The following is a 13,625-nucleotide window of genomic DNA, read 5'->3' as shown; positions in this document are numbered from 1 at the left end:
TCAGGCGAAACTCGCGACAATCGCCTCGCGCACTTTCAACACGACCGGGTCAAGCTGGGTGCTGGTGCGCCAGCCCAGCTCGATCGGGTAGCGCGGCAAGGCCAAAGGGCAGGGCAGCAGGGCCAGGCCGCTGAGCGTCGCGATGCTTCGGGCGGCATGGGCCGGAATGGTCGCCACGGCCTGGCTGCCCTTGAGCAAATGCGGCAGCGCGGCAAAATGCGTGGTCGAGGCGCACACCCGCCGACTCAGACCCAGCGCCGCCAATCCTTCATCGGTAATCCCGATAAAACCGCCGGACGACACCAGAATGTGCTCGCGGGCCACAAACTCCTCAAGACTGATGCTCTGCTGGCCCTCGACCAGGCTCGACGGGTCCGCCAGGCACAGATAACCGCCTTCTCCCAGCACCTGACGGCTGAGCAGCCGCTCGGCAAAGCCGCCTGCGGTGATCGCCAGGTCAATGCTGCGTTCCATCAACGCCTGGGCAACGATCTGGCTGTGAGTCTGGCGGAAAATCAGGCGCAGCTTCGGCGCGCTCCGGGCGATTTCCTCGATCAGTCGTCGGCCGTAGGCAATTTCGAAATCGTCCGACATGCCCACGGTGACCGAGCGGCCTTCGTACTGCTGCGCAGCCGGGTCAACCATCGCCAGGCTTTGCCGGCATTTGTTCAGGGCCTCGCTGACCACCGGCTTGAGCTGATTGGCCTTGAGCGAGGGCGCCAGGCCGCGCCCGGTACGCACGAACAGTTGATCGCCATACACCTCGCGCAAGCGGCGCAAGGCTGCGCTGACGGCCGATTGCGTCACGCCCAGGCGCAATGCGGCCCGGCTGGCGCTGGACTCTTCGTGCAGCGCTTCGAAGACTTTGAGCAGGTTGAGGTCGATGTTGGTGATATTCATCTGGTTCATATCATTCAGCAGTGAATCGGTCTTTATTGATGATCACGTGGCACCGGAGAATGAGCAACCCCTGATGCGAATGGAGATTTCGTGATGCCCAAATCAATCGTTGCGGCCTTGCAGATTGGCGCCTTGCCCGGTGGCAAGGCCGACACCCTGGAACAGATCCTGTCCTATGAACCCGCGATCATCGAATCCGGCGCCGCGCTGGTGGTGATGCCGGAAGCGCTGCTGGGTGGTTATCCCAAAGGCGAGGGTTTTGGCACACAGCTTGGTTTTCGGCTGGCGCAAGGTCGTGAAGCCTTTGCCCGCTATTTTGCCAACGCCATTGACGTGCCCGGCGTGGAAACCGAGGCGCTGGCCGGCCTGTCCGCACGCACCGGGGCGAATCTGGTGATCGGCGTCATCGAACGCGCCGGCAGCACCTTGTACTGCACCGCCTTGTACTTTGATCCGCAGGCCGGGCTGGTGGCCAAACACCGCAAACTGATGCCCACCGGTACCGAACGGCTGATCTGGGGCAAGGGCGATGGTTCGACGCTGCCGGTGATCGACAGTCAGGTCGGGCGCATCGGTGCGGCGGTGTGCTGGGAAAACATGATGCCGCTGCTGCGCACGGCGATGTACGCCAAGGGCGTGGAGGTGTGGTGCGCGCCGACCGTGGACGAACGGGAGATGTGGCAGGTCAGCATGCGCCACATCGCCCATGAAGGGCGTTGTTTCGTGGTCAGCGCCTGTCAGGTCCAGGCGTCGCCCCAGGCCCTGGGCCTGGACATCGCCAACTGGCCGGCGGATCGGCCGTTGATCGCCGGCGGCAGCGTGATCGTAGGGCCCATGGGCGACATTCTCGCCGGACCGTTGCGAGATGGCCCCGGTCTGCTGACCGCGCAGATCGATACTGACGACCTGGTGCGCGCCCGCTACGACTATGACGTGGTCGGTCACTACGCTCGCCCGGATGTGTTCGAGCTGACCGTGGACGAGCGCGCTAAACCGGGGGTGCGCTTCACTTCCTGATGCCTGAGGGCTTTGGCCAAACCAGTCAGACAACTTGATAACTTTGACCATTGCCCGCTACCCCAAGCAGAGCGAGTATTTCCCTGTTGATTACGGTTCCCCCAACCTAATAAGAAACACAAGGGATTCTGGCAATGCGCGATTACTTGTCTGCTACTGATCAGTTCAACTATCAGCACACCGTCGACGCCGCACTCGCAGGCGATCTGACGGCGCTCAACGCCTGCGTCGAATGCTGTGACCGGCATGCCTTGCCGGGTCGCATCGCGCTGTTCTGGGAGGGGCGCGACGGCGCCAGTGCGACCTACACCTTCACTGATTTGCAGGACAAGGCCGCGCGTTTCGCCAATTACCTGTTGGCCCAGGGTGTGAAGAAGGGCGACAAGGTCGCCGGCCTGCTGCCACGCAACATCGAATTGCTGATCACCGTGTTCGCCGCCTGGCGCATTGGCGCGGTGTATCAACCGCTATTCACCGCGTTCGGCCCCAAAGCCATCGAGCACCGCCTGAGCTGCTCTGGCGCCAAAGTGGTGGTGACCGACGCGGTGAACCGGCCGAAACTTTCCGAAGTCGCCGACTGCCCGGCCATCGTTACCGTCACTGGCCCCAAAGGGCAGGGCCTGGTGCGTGGCGATTGCAGTTTCTGGGCCGAGCTGTCCAACTATTCCGCCCACTGCGAACCCGTGCTGCTCACCGGCGAAGATCCGTTCCTGCTGATGTTCACCTCAGGCACCACCGGACCGTCGAAAGCGCTGTCTGTGCCGCTCAAGGCCATCGTTGCGTTCAAGAGCTACATCCGCGACGCGGTTGACCTGCGCCCGGAAGACGCCTTCTGGAACGTCGCCGACCCGGGTTGGGCCTACGGCATTTACTACGGTGTCACCGGGCCCATGTCGATGGGGCATCCGATCACCTTTTACGATGGCCCGTTCACCCTCGAAAGCACTTGCCGGGTGATCAACAAGTACGGGATCACCAACCTCACCGGTTCACCGACGGCCTACCGTTTGCTGATTGCCGGCGGCGATGAGTTCGCCAGATCGATCAAGGGCAAGCTGCGCATCGTCAGCAGCGCCGGCGAGCCGCTGAACCCGGAAGTGATCCGCTGGTTCGCCGACAACCTCGACGTGGTCATCCACGACCACTACGGCCAGACCGAGCTGGGCATGGTGCTGTGCAACCACCACGGCCTTGAACACCCGATTCACATGGGCGCCGCCGGTTTTACTTCGCCGGGCCACCGCATTGCGGTCCTCGATGACGAATACAAGGAACTGGGTGTTGGCCAGCCCGGCATCCTGGCCATCGACCGCAGCCAGTCGCCGATGTGCTGGTTCGCCGGCTACGAAGGCGGACCGACCAAGGCCTTTGTCGGCCACTACTACTTGAGTGGCGACACCGTCGAGTGGAACCCGGACGGCAGCATCAGCTTCGTCGGCCGCAGCGATGACGTGATCACCACCTCCGGCTACCGGGTCGGCCCGTTCGACGTGGAAAGTGCGCTGATCGAACACCCGGCCGTGGTCGAGGCCGCTGTGGTCGGCAAGCCCGATCCGGAGCGCACCGAACTGGTCAAGGCGTTCGTCGTGCTCAGCCCGCAATACCGCGCAGAACCTGCGTTGGCCGAAGAGCTGCGCCAGCACGTGCGCAAGCGTCTGGCGGCGCACTCGTATCCCCGTGAAATCGAATTTGTCAGCGAGTTGCCGAAAACCCCAAGCGGCAAATTGCAGCGCTTTATCTTGCGCAACCAGGAAATCGCCAAGGCTCAAGAGGCTGCGGCGAAGAACCTTCCAGCTTGAAAGGGAAACAATGATGCAGATCGAGAACAAGATTTTTATCGTCACCGGTGGCGCTTCCGGCCTCGGTGCAGCGACGGCCGAGGTACTGGTCGCCGCTGGCGCGAAAGTGATGCTGGTGGACATGAACGCCGAGGCCGTTGCCGCCCAGGCCCAGCGCCTTGGCGCGCACAGTGTGGTGGCGGACATCAGCAACGAAGCGGCGGCCGAAGCGGCTGTGCAGGCGACGGTCGAAGCCTTTGGCGGCCTCAATGGCCTGGTCAATTGCGCCGGCATCGTGCGTGGCGAGAAGATTCTCGGCAAGAACGGTCCGCACTTGCTGTCCAGTTTCAGCCAGGTGATCAACGTCAACCTGATCGGCAGCTTCAACATGCTGCGCCTGGCGGCAGCGGCGATTACGCAAACCGAAGCGGATGCCGATGGCGAGCGCGGCGTGATCATCAACACCGCGTCTGCCGCGGCATACGACGGTCAGATCGGTCAGGCGGCCTACTCGGCGTCCAAAGGTGCAATCGTCAGCCTGACGTTGCCGGCGGCCCGTGAACTGGCGCGCTTCGGCATCCGCGTGATGACCATCGCCCCAGGCATTTTCGAGACGCCGATGATGGCCGGCATGACCCAGGAAGTTCGCGATTCCCTGGCCGCTGGCGTGCCATTCCCGCCGCGTTTGGGCAAACCGGGTGAGTATGCCGGGCTGGTGAAGCATATTATTGAAAACAGCATGCTCAACGGCGAGGTGATCCGTCTCGACGGTGCCTTGCGCATGGCCGCCAAATAAGGAGGATTTGTCATGACAATGTCCAACGATCCGATTGTAATTGTCAGCGCCGTCCGCACCCCGATGGGTGGATTCCAGGGCGAACTGAAAAGCCTGACCGCACCGCAACTGGGTGCTGCCGCGATCAAAGCCGCCGTTGAACGTGCCGGCGTTTCCAGTGACGGCATCGACGAAGTGCTGTTCGGCTGCGTACTGCCGGCTGGCCTTGGCCAGGCCCCTGCGCGCCAGGCGGCACTGGGTGCCGGGCTGGATAAATCGACTCGCTGCACCACCCTGAACAAGATGTGCGGTTCGGGCATGGAGGCGGCGATTCTGGCCCACGACATGCTGGTGGCCGGCAGTGCCGACGTGGTGGTCGCCGGTGGCATGGAAAGCATGTCCAACGCGCCTTACCTGCTGGACCGTGCCCGTGCCGGCTACCGCATGGGCCATGGTCGGGTGCAGGACTCGATGTTCCTGGACGGCCTCGAAGACGCCTACGACAAGGGCCGCCTGATGGGCACCTTCGCCGAAGACTGCGCCGAAACCAACAGCTTCAGCCGTGAGGCCCAGGACGCGTTCGCCATCGCCTCGACCACCCGCGCGCAACAGGCGATCAAGGACGGCAGCTTCAAGGCCGAAATTGTCCCGCTCACCGTAACAGTCGGCAAGGAGCAGGTGGTGATCAGCAACGACGAGCAACCGCCAAAAGCCAAACTGGACAAGATCGCTTCGTTGAAACCGGCGTTCCGCGAAGGCGGCACGGTGACGGCGGCCAACTCCAGTTCGATTTCCGACGGTGCGGCGGCATTGGTGCTGATGCGCCAGTCCCAGGCACAGAAACAAGGCCTGAAGCCGCTGGCGGTGATCCATGGTCACGCCGCGTTCGCCGACACCCCGGGCCTGTTTCCGGTGGCGCCAATCGGCGCGATCAAGAAATTGATGAAGAAAACTGGCTGGTCGATCAATGACGTCGATCTGGTGGAAGTCAACGAAGCCTTTGCCGTGGTCGGCATGGCCGCGATGACTCACCTGGAAATCCCCCACGAGAAACTCAACGTGCACGGCGGCGCTTGCGCCTTGGGCCACCCGATCGGTGCGTCCGGTGCCCGGATTCTCGTGACCTTGCTGTCGGCCCTGCGCCAGAAAGGCCTGAAACGCGGTGTCGCGGCGATCTGCATCGGTGGCGGTGAAGCAACGGCAATGGCCGTGGAATGCCTGTACTGAACCTGACGCTATCCCATGTGGGAGCGGGCTTGCCCGCGAAAGCGGTGTGTCATCCGACGATGATGTCGACTGACACGGCCTCTTCGCGAGCAAGCCCGCTCCCACAGGGGGCTGCGTTGTAACCTGATTCAAGGATTCACCATGATCCCCAATGACGACCAACAACAAATCCGCGACATGGCCCGGGATTTTGCCCAGGAACGGCTCAAACCCTTCGCCGCCGAGTGGGACCGCGAACACCGCTTCCCCAAGGAAGCCATCGGCGAAATGGCCGGTTTGGGCTTCTTCGGCATGTTGGTGCCGGAGCAGTGGGGCGGATGCGACACCGGTTACCTGGCCTACGCCATGGCGCTGGAAGAAATCGCCGCCGGCGATGGCGCTTGCTCGACCATCATGAGCGTGCACAACTCCGTGGGTTGTGTGCCGATCCTCAACTACGGCACGGATGAGCAGAAAGAACGCTTCCTCAAGCCGTTGGCCAGCGGCGCGATGCTCGGCGCTTTCGCCCTGACCGAGCCCCAGGCGGGTTCCGACGCCAGCGGCCTGAAAACCCGTGCGCGCCTGGAAGGCGACCACTACGTGCTCAACGGCTGCAAGCAGTTCATCACCTCCGGGCAGAATGCCGGGGTGGTGATTGTGTTTGCGGTGACCGATCCGAACGCCGGCAAACGTGGCATCAGCGCGTTTATCGTACCGACCGATTCGCCGGGTTATAAAGTCGCGCGGGTCGAGGACAAGCTCGGTCAGCACGCCTCCGACACCTGCCAGATCCTCTTTGAAGATGTGAAGGTGCCGGTGGCCAACCGTTTGGGTGAGGAGGGCGAAGGCTACAGGATTGCCCTGGCCAACCTGGAAGGCGGTCGCGTCGGCATCGCTTCACAATCGGTGGGCATGGCCCGAGCCGCGTTTGAAGCGGCCCGTGATTACGCCCGTGAGCGCGAGAGCTTCGGCAAGCCGATCATCGAGCATCAGGCCGTGGCGTTCCGCCTGGCGGACATGGCCACCCAGATCGCCGTGGCGCGGCAAATGGTGCACTACGCCGCCGCCCTGCGCGACAGTGGCAAGCCGGCCCTGGTCGAGGCGTCGATGGCCAAGTTGTTCGCCTCGGAAATGGCCGAGAAGGTATGCTCCTCGGCGCTGCAAACCCTCGGCGGATATGGTTACCTCAACGACTTCCCGCTGGAACGAATCTACCGCGACGTGCGGGTGTGTCAGATCTACGAAGGCACCAGCGATATTCAGCGCATGGTCATTTCGCGCAACCTATAAAAAAGCAGGCCCTCTGTAGGAGCTGCCGCAGGCTGCGATCTTTTGATCTTTAAAATCAAAGTCAAAAGATCGCAGCCTGCGGCAGCTCCTACAAGGGATCTGGCCTTATGTGAAACAGGAGTTGTTTATGAGCTACGAAACGATTTTGCTGGAAACCCACGGCCGCGTTGGCTTGATCACCCTCAACCGCCCTCAGGCGTTGAACGCGTTGAACGCGCAGATCGTCAGCGAGCTGAACCAGGCGCTCGATGGTTTCGAGGCGGATGCGAACATCGGCTGTATCGTCCTGACCGGTTCGAAAAAGGCGTTTGCCGCGGGTGCCGACATCAAGGAAATGGCCGAGCTGACCTACCCGCAGATCTACATCGACGACCTGTTCAGCGACAGCGACCGCGTCGCCAACCGCCGCAAGCCGATCATCGCGGCGGTCAACGGTTTTGCCCTGGGTGGCGGTTGTGAGCTGGCGCTGATGTGCGACTTCATCCTGGCCGGCGACAACGCCAGATTCGGCCAACCGGAAATCAACCTGGGCGTGTTGCCGGGCATGGGCGGCACCCAACGCCTGACCCGCGCCGTGGGCAAGGCCAAGGCCATGGAAATGTGCCTGAGCGGGCGTTTGATCGATGCCGTGGAAGCGGAGCGTTGCGGCATCGTGGCGCGGATCGTGCCAAGCGACGAGCTACTGGATGAAGCGCTGAAAGTCGCGGCATTGATCGCCAAGAAATCGCTGCCGATTGCGATGATGGTCAAGGAAAGCGTCAATCGTGCCTTTGAAGTGAGCCTGGCCGAAGGCGTGCGCTTTGAGCGTCGGGTGTTCCATGCGGCGTTTGCGACGCAGGATCAGAAGGAAGGCATGGCGGCGTTCATTGCCAAGCGTGAGGCGGAGTTCGTCGGTAAGTAATGCCGCGTATTTGCTGACGCTATCGCTGGCAAGCCAGCTCCCACAGGGTCCGGGGTGTACACAACATGTGTGAACAACCGCGAACATTGTGGGAGCTGGCTTGCCAGCGATGCCTTTAAGGCTTAAAACCAGTTTGCAGCCAAAAGATCGCAGCCTTCGGCAGCTCCTACAGGGCTTTGTGTAGGAGCTGCCGAAGGCTGCGATCTTTTGCTTTTAAACCAGATAGTTCTTCAGTTCACGGGCAATCACCATCCGCTGAATCTCGCTCGAGCCTTCGTAGATCTGCGTGATCCGCGCATCGCGGTAGTACTTCTCCACCGGATAATCCTCCAGATACCCGTACCCGCCATGAATCTGAATCGCGGACGAACAGACCTTTTCCGCCATTTCCGACGCAAACAGCTTGGCCTGTGACGCCTCCGACAGACAGGGTTTGCCGGCCGTGCGCAGGCGCGCAGCGTGCAGGATCATCAAGCGTGCCGCGTTCAGCTGCATGTGCATGTCGGCTAGCAGGTTGGCGATGCTCTGGTGCTCATTGATCGTCTTGCCAAACTGCACCCGGTCACGGGAATAGGCCAGCGCCGCTTCGAACGCCGCGCGGGCGATGCCCAGCGCCTGGGCGGCGATGCCGATACGACCGCCTTCGAGGTTGGACAGGGCGATGGCCAGGCCTTTGCCCCGTTCACCCAGCAGATTGGCTTCGGGGATGGTGCAGTTATTCAGGGTGACGGCACAGGTGTCGGACGCGCGGATCCCCATTTTGTGTTCAGTGCGGTCAACGATAAAACCGGCGGTATCGGTCGGTACCAGGAACGCCGAGATGCCACGTTTGCCCAGGTCCGGATCGGTCACGGCAAATACAATCGCCAGCTTGGCCCGCTTGCCGTTGCTGACGAATTGCTTGGCACCGTTGATCACCCATTGGCCGTTGCGCAGTTCGGCGCGGGTGCGCAGGTTGTGCGCTTCGGAACCGGCCTGGGGTTCGGTCAGGCAGAAGCAGCCGATGACCTTTCCGCTGGCCAGGTCCGCCAGCCAGGTCTGCTTCTGTTCTTCGCTGCCGTAGTTGAGCACCGGCCCGCAGCCCACGGAGTTGTGGATGCTCATGAAGGCGCCGGTCGCACCGTCGCCGGCGGAAATCTCCTCTACCGCCAACGCATAGGCCACGTAGTCGACATAGGTGCCGCCCCATTCCTCGGGGACCACCATGCCCAGCAGGCCCAGTTCACCCATCTTCGCCACCAGACCGTCATCGATCCAGCCGGCCTTTTCCCAGGCCTGGGCATGGGGCGCGATTTCGCCACGGGCAAAATCCCGGGCCATGTCGCGGATCATCACTTGCTCTTCGCTCAATTCGATATCGTGCATGGCTCAGCCCTCGTTCCGGTCAAACCCGCTGAAGAAGCTCGCCACGTGTTCGGCGTCCAGCGCCTGGAGGGTGGGCGGGTTCCAGCGTGGTGTCTTGTCTTTGTCGATCAGCAAGGCGCGCACGCCTTCGATCAGGTCGCCGCGCTCGAACCACTGGCGGTCCAGGTGCAGCTCAAGGGCGAAACATTGTTCAAGGGGCAGCTCGCGTCCGCGACGGAGCATTTCCAGGGTGACGCCCATGGCCAGCGGCGAACGGGTTTCCAGCAGGTCGGCGGTGGTGACGGCCCACGCATGGCTGTCGGCGACCGTTACCTGGCGCAGTTGCTCCACAATACTCGGCACGTCGGGCTGGGCGAAGAAGTGGTCGATGGCCGGACGCAGTGCACTCAACGGAGCATCAGGCAGTTGCTGCACGCCGAGTTTCGCCAGCAGGCTTTGCAGATCCTTCAGTGGCGTGTCGTGCCATTCGAGCTGGTCGAGTTTTTCGTCCAGCGTGCCCAGTTTGTCGCTTTCGAGGTACCAGTCGGCCAGGCCGCAATACAGCGCATCGGCGGCGCGAATCTGCACGCCGCTGACGCCCAGGTAAATCCCCAGTTCACCGGGAATGCGCGGCAGGAAGTAACTGCCGCCGACGTCCGGGAAATAGCCGATGCCGACTTCCGGCATCGCCAGACGGCTTTTTTCGGTGACCACGCGCAAGTCTGCGCCTTGCACCAGACCCATGCCGCCGCCGAGGACAAATCCGTCCATCAGCGCCAGCACCGGTTTGCGGTAATGGTGGATCGCGAGATCGAGGGCGTATTCCTCGACGAAGAAATCTTCGTGCAGGGTGTCGCCGCTTTTGAAGCTGTCATGCAGCGAACGAATGTCGCCGCCGGCGCAGAAGGCTTTTTCGCCGGCACCGCGCAGGACCACCGCATGCACGTGCGGGTCGTGGGCCCAGGCGTCGAGCTGGCGGTGCAGGTTGCGCACCATGTCCAGGGTCAGGGCATTGAGGCCGGCGGGGCGGTTGAGGGTCAGGTGACCGATGTGGTTGCGAACCTCGGCCAGCACTTCGTTTTGCATGGCATCCATGGACAGCGTCCCCTTCGATGTAACCTGAGCAGTCATCACTAACCCCCTGCTTTTATTGTTCTTTATCGAGATGCTCGCGCGCGAGCGATGGCGGATCGTATCAGTGCAAATTTGCCGTGTACAAGCTGGATAAGTGCAGGTCATCTGTGCATTTTTGCATGTAGATGTCCGGCATTGTTACAGCGTAGACCACGGCGGATTCAGGCAAACGCCGCGAGCAGATCCTCTTCGAAGGCCTTCTGCGCATCCCCGGCCACCTGCGCCCGGTGCCGGGCCAGGTGAAACGCGACGTCGAAACTCATGTCGCTGCGCACCGACCGCAGCAATCCCTTGTCTTCCCAGGTGCGGGCGAAGTGGCTGGGCAGATAACCGACATGCTTGCCGGACAGGATGAAGGCGAGGGTGCCTTCGACCTGTTCCGAACGGGCCGAACACCGCTCGCCCTGAAAGGGCTCGTCACTGCGCAGGAAACGGTAGGGGTGACCGACCCGGTCGCTGGCCTGCAAGTCCTGATCGTCCGGGTTCTCATTGGAGAACAGCGGATGGCCGGGGGCGCAATACAGGTGCTGGGTTTCAATGAACAGTTCGCGGTAGTCAAACGCGCTTTGCACCTGCGAGAAATAGCCGATGGCCAGGTCCAGCCGCTGTTGCAGCAGCAAGCGCTCCATCTCGCCGGGCATGGCGCTGATCAGCTCGATGCGCACCGACTCGTCCCGTTCACGAAAGCGCCGGATCGCCTCGGCCACCCGCTGCAGCACCGACTGATCCAGCGCCTCGGACAGGCCAAGGCGCACTTCGCCGATCAAGCGCCCGGCGACGCCGTTGGATTGATGGCGGAAGGCTTCGATGGACTGGAACAGTCCACGGGTGGCGCTGAGGAGTTGCTCGCCCTTGGGCGTGATCCTGAAGCCGCCTTTACCGCGACTGCACAGCCGATAGCCGAGGCGGGTTTCCAGCTTGGCCATTTGCTGGCTGATGCTCGACTGGCTCAACCCCAGTTGGCCCTGGGCGGCGCTGAAACCGCCGCACTCCACCACGCTGACAAACAGACGCAACAGGTGCAGGTCCTGATCATGCAGTTGGCCGAGCATCCAACATTACTCCGTCATAAAGTCAGGTTAATTAACTTGATATTTCACCAATGTATCCGACGACGCATCCTGCAACCACTTCCTCTGGTCAGGTGTTCGTCATGGCTCCCATGTTCAAGCTGTGTTTACCCGCGTTATTCCTTGCCATGGCCGCATCGGCCCAGGCCGAGGACAAGGTGGTCAATCTGTACAGTTGGGCCGATTACGTCGCCCCCGAAACCCTGCAACGGTTCGAACAGGAAACCGGCATCCATGTGCGCTACGACACCTTTGACTCTTCGGAAGTGCTGGAGACCAAATTGCTCACTGGCGGCAGCGGTTATGACGTGGTGGTGCCGTCCTCCAGCGTGCTGGCCCGGGGGCTTGCCGCCGGCGCGTTGAAACCGATTCCCCACGAAGGCCTCAAGGGTTACGCCAACCTCGATCCGGATTTGCTGGAAAAGCTCGCCGCCGTCGATCCCGGCAACCGCTACGGCGTGCCTTATACCTGGGGCACCCTGGGTTTGGGCATGAATGTCGAGGCGCTCAAACAGCGCTTGCCGGACGTACCGCTCAACAGCCTGGATCTGCTGTTCAAACCCGAATACGCGAGCAAGCTGAAGGATTGCGGCATCGCCATTCTCGATTCGCCCCAGGAGGTGATCGGGCTCGCTCTGCATTACCTGGGTAAAGATCCCTACAGCACCGACAAGAACGATCTGTCAGCCGCCGAGGCGTTGTTGCGTCAGCTGCAGCCGAACGTGCTGTACGTCGCCACCGGGCGGCAGATCAGCGACCTGGCCAATGGCAGCGTGTGTTTGGCGTTGACCTACAACGGTGACGCGAGTATGGCTGCCGACCAGGCGCGCAAGGCCAACAAACCCTATGAAATTGCCTACCGGATTCCCAGGGAGGGCACCCTCGTCTGGCAGGACAACCTGGCGATTCCCAAGGATGCGCCGCACCCCGAAGCCGCCCGCGCCTTTATCGAGTTCATGTTGCGCCCCGAGTCCGTGGCAGCACTGACCAACACCTTGTTCTTCGCCACGGCGAACCAGGCCGCCACGCCGCTGGTGGATGAAGCGGTACGCACCGACCCGGACATCTATCCGTTGGCCGATGTGCGTGAGCGGCTGTACGCCGACCGCAGCATGAACCTCAAGGACCTGCGCCAGCGCACCCGCGTGTGGACCACTTTCCGTAGCCGCCAGTAAGAAAAAGACAAGGAGCCTTCAATGGACGTCCCGATGCAAAACGATCAAGCCCTTACCCGTGACAGCCTTTACGGCACGGCCGCCGAAAGCACTTACGCCGGTATCACCAGTTTCATGCGTCGCCGCTACAGCCGTGACTTGCGCGGGGTCGATGTGGCGGTCAGCGGTGTGCCGTTCGACACTGCCACCAGCAACCGCCCCGGCGCACGCTTCGGACCACGGGGCATTCGCGCCGCCTCCGCCGGGATCGCCTGGGAACGGCACTGGCCGTGGGCCTTCGATCCGTTCGACCATCTGGCGGTAATCGATTTTGGCGATTGCAAATTCGATTACGGTTCGCCGCAATCGACGCCGGAATGCATCGAGGCCCACGCCGAGCACATCCTCAACGCCGGCACGGCCATGCTGACCTTTGGCGGCGACCATTTCATCACCTATCCGCTGCTCAAGGCCCATGCCCGCAAGCACGGGGCATTGTCGCTGATCCACTTCGACGCCCACAGCGACACCTGGCCGGACGAAGAGGGCAAGCGTATCGACCACGGCACCATGTTCTGGCACGCGGCCAGGGAGGGGCTGGTCGACCCGTCGAGGTCGGTGCAAATCGGCTTGCGCACCACCAACGATGATCACCAGGGCTTTCAAGTGCTGGATGCGCGGCAGGTGCATCGCCGTGGTTGCGAAGCGATTGTCGAAGCGATTCGCGCGCGGGTCGGCGATAACCCGGTGTACCTGACCTTCGACATCGACTGCCTCGATCCGGCATTCGCTCCGGGTACCGGAACACCGGTGTGCGGCGGCCTGAGCACGGTGCAGGCGCTGGAGATCCTCGGCGGCCTGCGCGGGATCAATCTGGTGGGCATGGACGTGGTGGAAGTGGCGCCGGCCTATGACAGTGCGGAGATCACCTCACTGGCGGCGGCGACATTGGCGATGGAGATGCTGTGTCTGTATGCCGCCAGGCATAAGGTGGATCGGTAAAACACAATCCCCCTGTGGGAGCCTGCTCGCGAAAGCGGTGTATCAGTTGGTGCA

12 protein-coding genes are annotated in these 13,625 nt (G+C 62.2%); 8 read left to right on the top strand and 4 right to left on the bottom strand.

Annotated elements, in window-relative coordinates:
• Entirely contained in the window at positions 1–909 is a 909-nt protein-coding gene (locus KW841_RS17365) for a LysR family transcriptional regulator (RefSeq protein WP_102700774.1), read from the bottom strand.
• An 84-nt stretch (positions 910–993) separates the two neighbouring features.
• On the opposite strand from KW841_RS17365, the gene KW841_RS17360 reads away from it, so the two are divergent.
• The 6 genes from KW841_RS17360 to KW841_RS17335 all read left to right on the top strand — a co-directional run bounded on the left by KW841_RS17360 (position 994) and on the right by KW841_RS17335 (position 7,867).
• The gene (locus KW841_RS17360) at positions 994–1,917 is read left to right on the top strand and encodes a carbon-nitrogen hydrolase family protein (protein ID WP_218478595.1); all 924 of its coding nucleotides are present in this window, start codon (positions 994–996) and stop codon (positions 1,915–1,917) included.
• Between the two features lie 134 nt (positions 1,918–2,051).
• Positions 2,052–3,716 carry an AMP-binding protein gene (locus KW841_RS17355; protein ID WP_218478593.1) on the top strand — a complete coding sequence of 555 codons (1,665 nt, stop codon included), beginning with the start codon at positions 2,052–2,054 and terminating at the stop codon, positions 3,714–3,716.
• Positions 3,717–3,729: 13 nt separating this feature from the next.
• A complete protein-coding gene (locus KW841_RS17350) occupies positions 3,730–4,491 on the top strand; it encodes an SDR family NAD(P)-dependent oxidoreductase (RefSeq protein WP_218478590.1) in 762 nt (253 codons plus the stop codon).
• Positions 4,492–4,503: 12 nt separating this feature from the next.
• Positions 4,504–5,697 carry an acetyl-CoA C-acyltransferase gene (locus tag KW841_RS17345; protein ID WP_095966667.1) on the top strand — a complete coding sequence of 398 codons (1,194 nt, stop codon included), beginning with the start codon at positions 4,504–4,506 and terminating at the stop codon, positions 5,695–5,697.
• A gap of 141 nt (positions 5,698–5,838) precedes the next feature.
• Entirely contained in the window at positions 5,839–6,966 is a 1,128-nt protein-coding gene (locus tag KW841_RS17340) for an acyl-CoA dehydrogenase (protein WP_218478588.1), read from the top strand.
• Between the two features lie 127 nt (positions 6,967–7,093).
• Positions 7,094–7,867: an enoyl-CoA hydratase gene (locus tag KW841_RS17335; RefSeq protein WP_218478585.1), complete on the top strand. Its 774-nt coding sequence runs from the start codon at positions 7,094–7,096 to the stop codon at positions 7,865–7,867.
• A 213-nt stretch (positions 7,868–8,080) separates the two neighbouring features.
• Here KW841_RS17335 and KW841_RS17330 read toward each other — a convergent pair whose 3' ends face one another.
• The 3 genes from KW841_RS17330 to KW841_RS17320 all read right to left on the bottom strand — a co-directional run bounded on the left by KW841_RS17330 (position 8,081) and on the right by KW841_RS17320 (position 11,397).
• Positions 8,081–9,232, bottom strand: a complete 1,152-nt coding sequence (locus KW841_RS17330; RefSeq protein ID WP_218478583.1) for an acyl-CoA dehydrogenase family protein — start codon at positions 9,230–9,232, stop codon at positions 8,081–8,083.
• A gap of 3 nt (positions 9,233–9,235) precedes the next feature.
• The gene (locus tag KW841_RS17325; protein WP_218478580.1) at positions 9,236–10,342 is read right to left on the bottom strand and encodes an enoyl-CoA hydratase/isomerase family protein; all 1,107 of its coding nucleotides are present in this window, start codon (positions 10,340–10,342) and stop codon (positions 9,236–9,238) included.
• 164 nt (positions 10,343–10,506) lie between these two features.
• Positions 10,507–11,397, bottom strand: coding sequence for a LysR family transcriptional regulator (locus tag KW841_RS17320; protein ID WP_218478578.1), 891 nt, complete (start codon positions 11,395–11,397; stop codon positions 10,507–10,509).
• Positions 11,398–11,498: 101 nt separating this feature from the next.
• Here KW841_RS17320 and KW841_RS17315 point away from each other — a divergent pair, with 101 nt between their 5' ends.
• Positions 11,499–12,590: a polyamine ABC transporter substrate-binding protein gene (locus tag KW841_RS17315; RefSeq protein ID WP_218478576.1), complete on the top strand. Its 1,092-nt coding sequence runs from the start codon at positions 11,499–11,501 to the stop codon at positions 12,588–12,590.
• 21 nt (positions 12,591–12,611) lie between these two features.
• Positions 12,612–13,571 (top strand): agmatinase, encoded by a 960-nt coding sequence (gene speB / locus KW841_RS17310; RefSeq protein WP_218478574.1) that lies wholly within the window; start codon positions 12,612–12,614, stop codon positions 13,569–13,571.
• The last annotated feature ends 54 nt before the right edge of the window (positions 13,572–13,625 follow it).

Origin of the sequence: Pseudomonas sp. PDM28, assembly GCF_019219115.1 — a bacterium.
Taxonomy (GTDB): domain Bacteria; phylum Pseudomonadota; class Gammaproteobacteria; order Pseudomonadales; family Pseudomonadaceae; genus Aquipseudomonas; species Aquipseudomonas laurylsulfatiphila.
The sequence above is the reverse complement of the archived record's forward strand: the minus strand, read 5'-3'. Positions and strand labels throughout refer to the sequence as shown.

Coding starts and splice junctions, on each gene's coding strand:
- KW841_RS17365 (WP_102700774.1), bottom strand. CDS start 909: ATGAACCAGATGAATATCACCAACATCGACCTCAACCTGCTCAAAGTC.
- KW841_RS17360 (WP_218478595.1), top strand. CDS start 994: ATGCCCAAATCAATCGTTGCGGCCTTGCAGATTGGCGCCTTGCCCGGT.
- KW841_RS17355 (WP_218478593.1), top strand. CDS start 2,052: ATGCGCGATTACTTGTCTGCTACTGATCAGTTCAACTATCAGCACACC.
- KW841_RS17350 (WP_218478590.1), top strand. CDS start 3,730: ATGCAGATCGAGAACAAGATTTTTATCGTCACCGGTGGCGCTTCCGGC.
- KW841_RS17345 (WP_095966667.1), top strand. CDS start 4,504: ATGACAATGTCCAACGATCCGATTGTAATTGTCAGCGCCGTCCGCACC.
- KW841_RS17340 (WP_218478588.1), top strand. CDS start 5,839: ATGATCCCCAATGACGACCAACAACAAATCCGCGACATGGCCCGGGAT.
- KW841_RS17335 (WP_218478585.1), top strand. CDS start 7,094: ATGAGCTACGAAACGATTTTGCTGGAAACCCACGGCCGCGTTGGCTTG.
- KW841_RS17330 (WP_218478583.1), bottom strand. CDS start 9,232: ATGCACGATATCGAATTGAGCGAAGAGCAAGTGATGATCCGCGACATG.
- KW841_RS17325 (WP_218478580.1), bottom strand. CDS start 10,342: ATGACTGCTCAGGTTACATCGAAGGGGACGCTGTCCATGGATGCCATG.
- KW841_RS17320 (WP_218478578.1), bottom strand. CDS start 11,397: ATGCTCGGCCAACTGCATGATCAGGACCTGCACCTGTTGCGTCTGTTT.
- KW841_RS17315 (WP_218478576.1), top strand. CDS start 11,499: ATGGCTCCCATGTTCAAGCTGTGTTTACCCGCGTTATTCCTTGCCATG.
- speB (WP_218478574.1), top strand. CDS start 12,612: ATGGACGTCCCGATGCAAAACGATCAAGCCCTTACCCGTGACAGCCTT.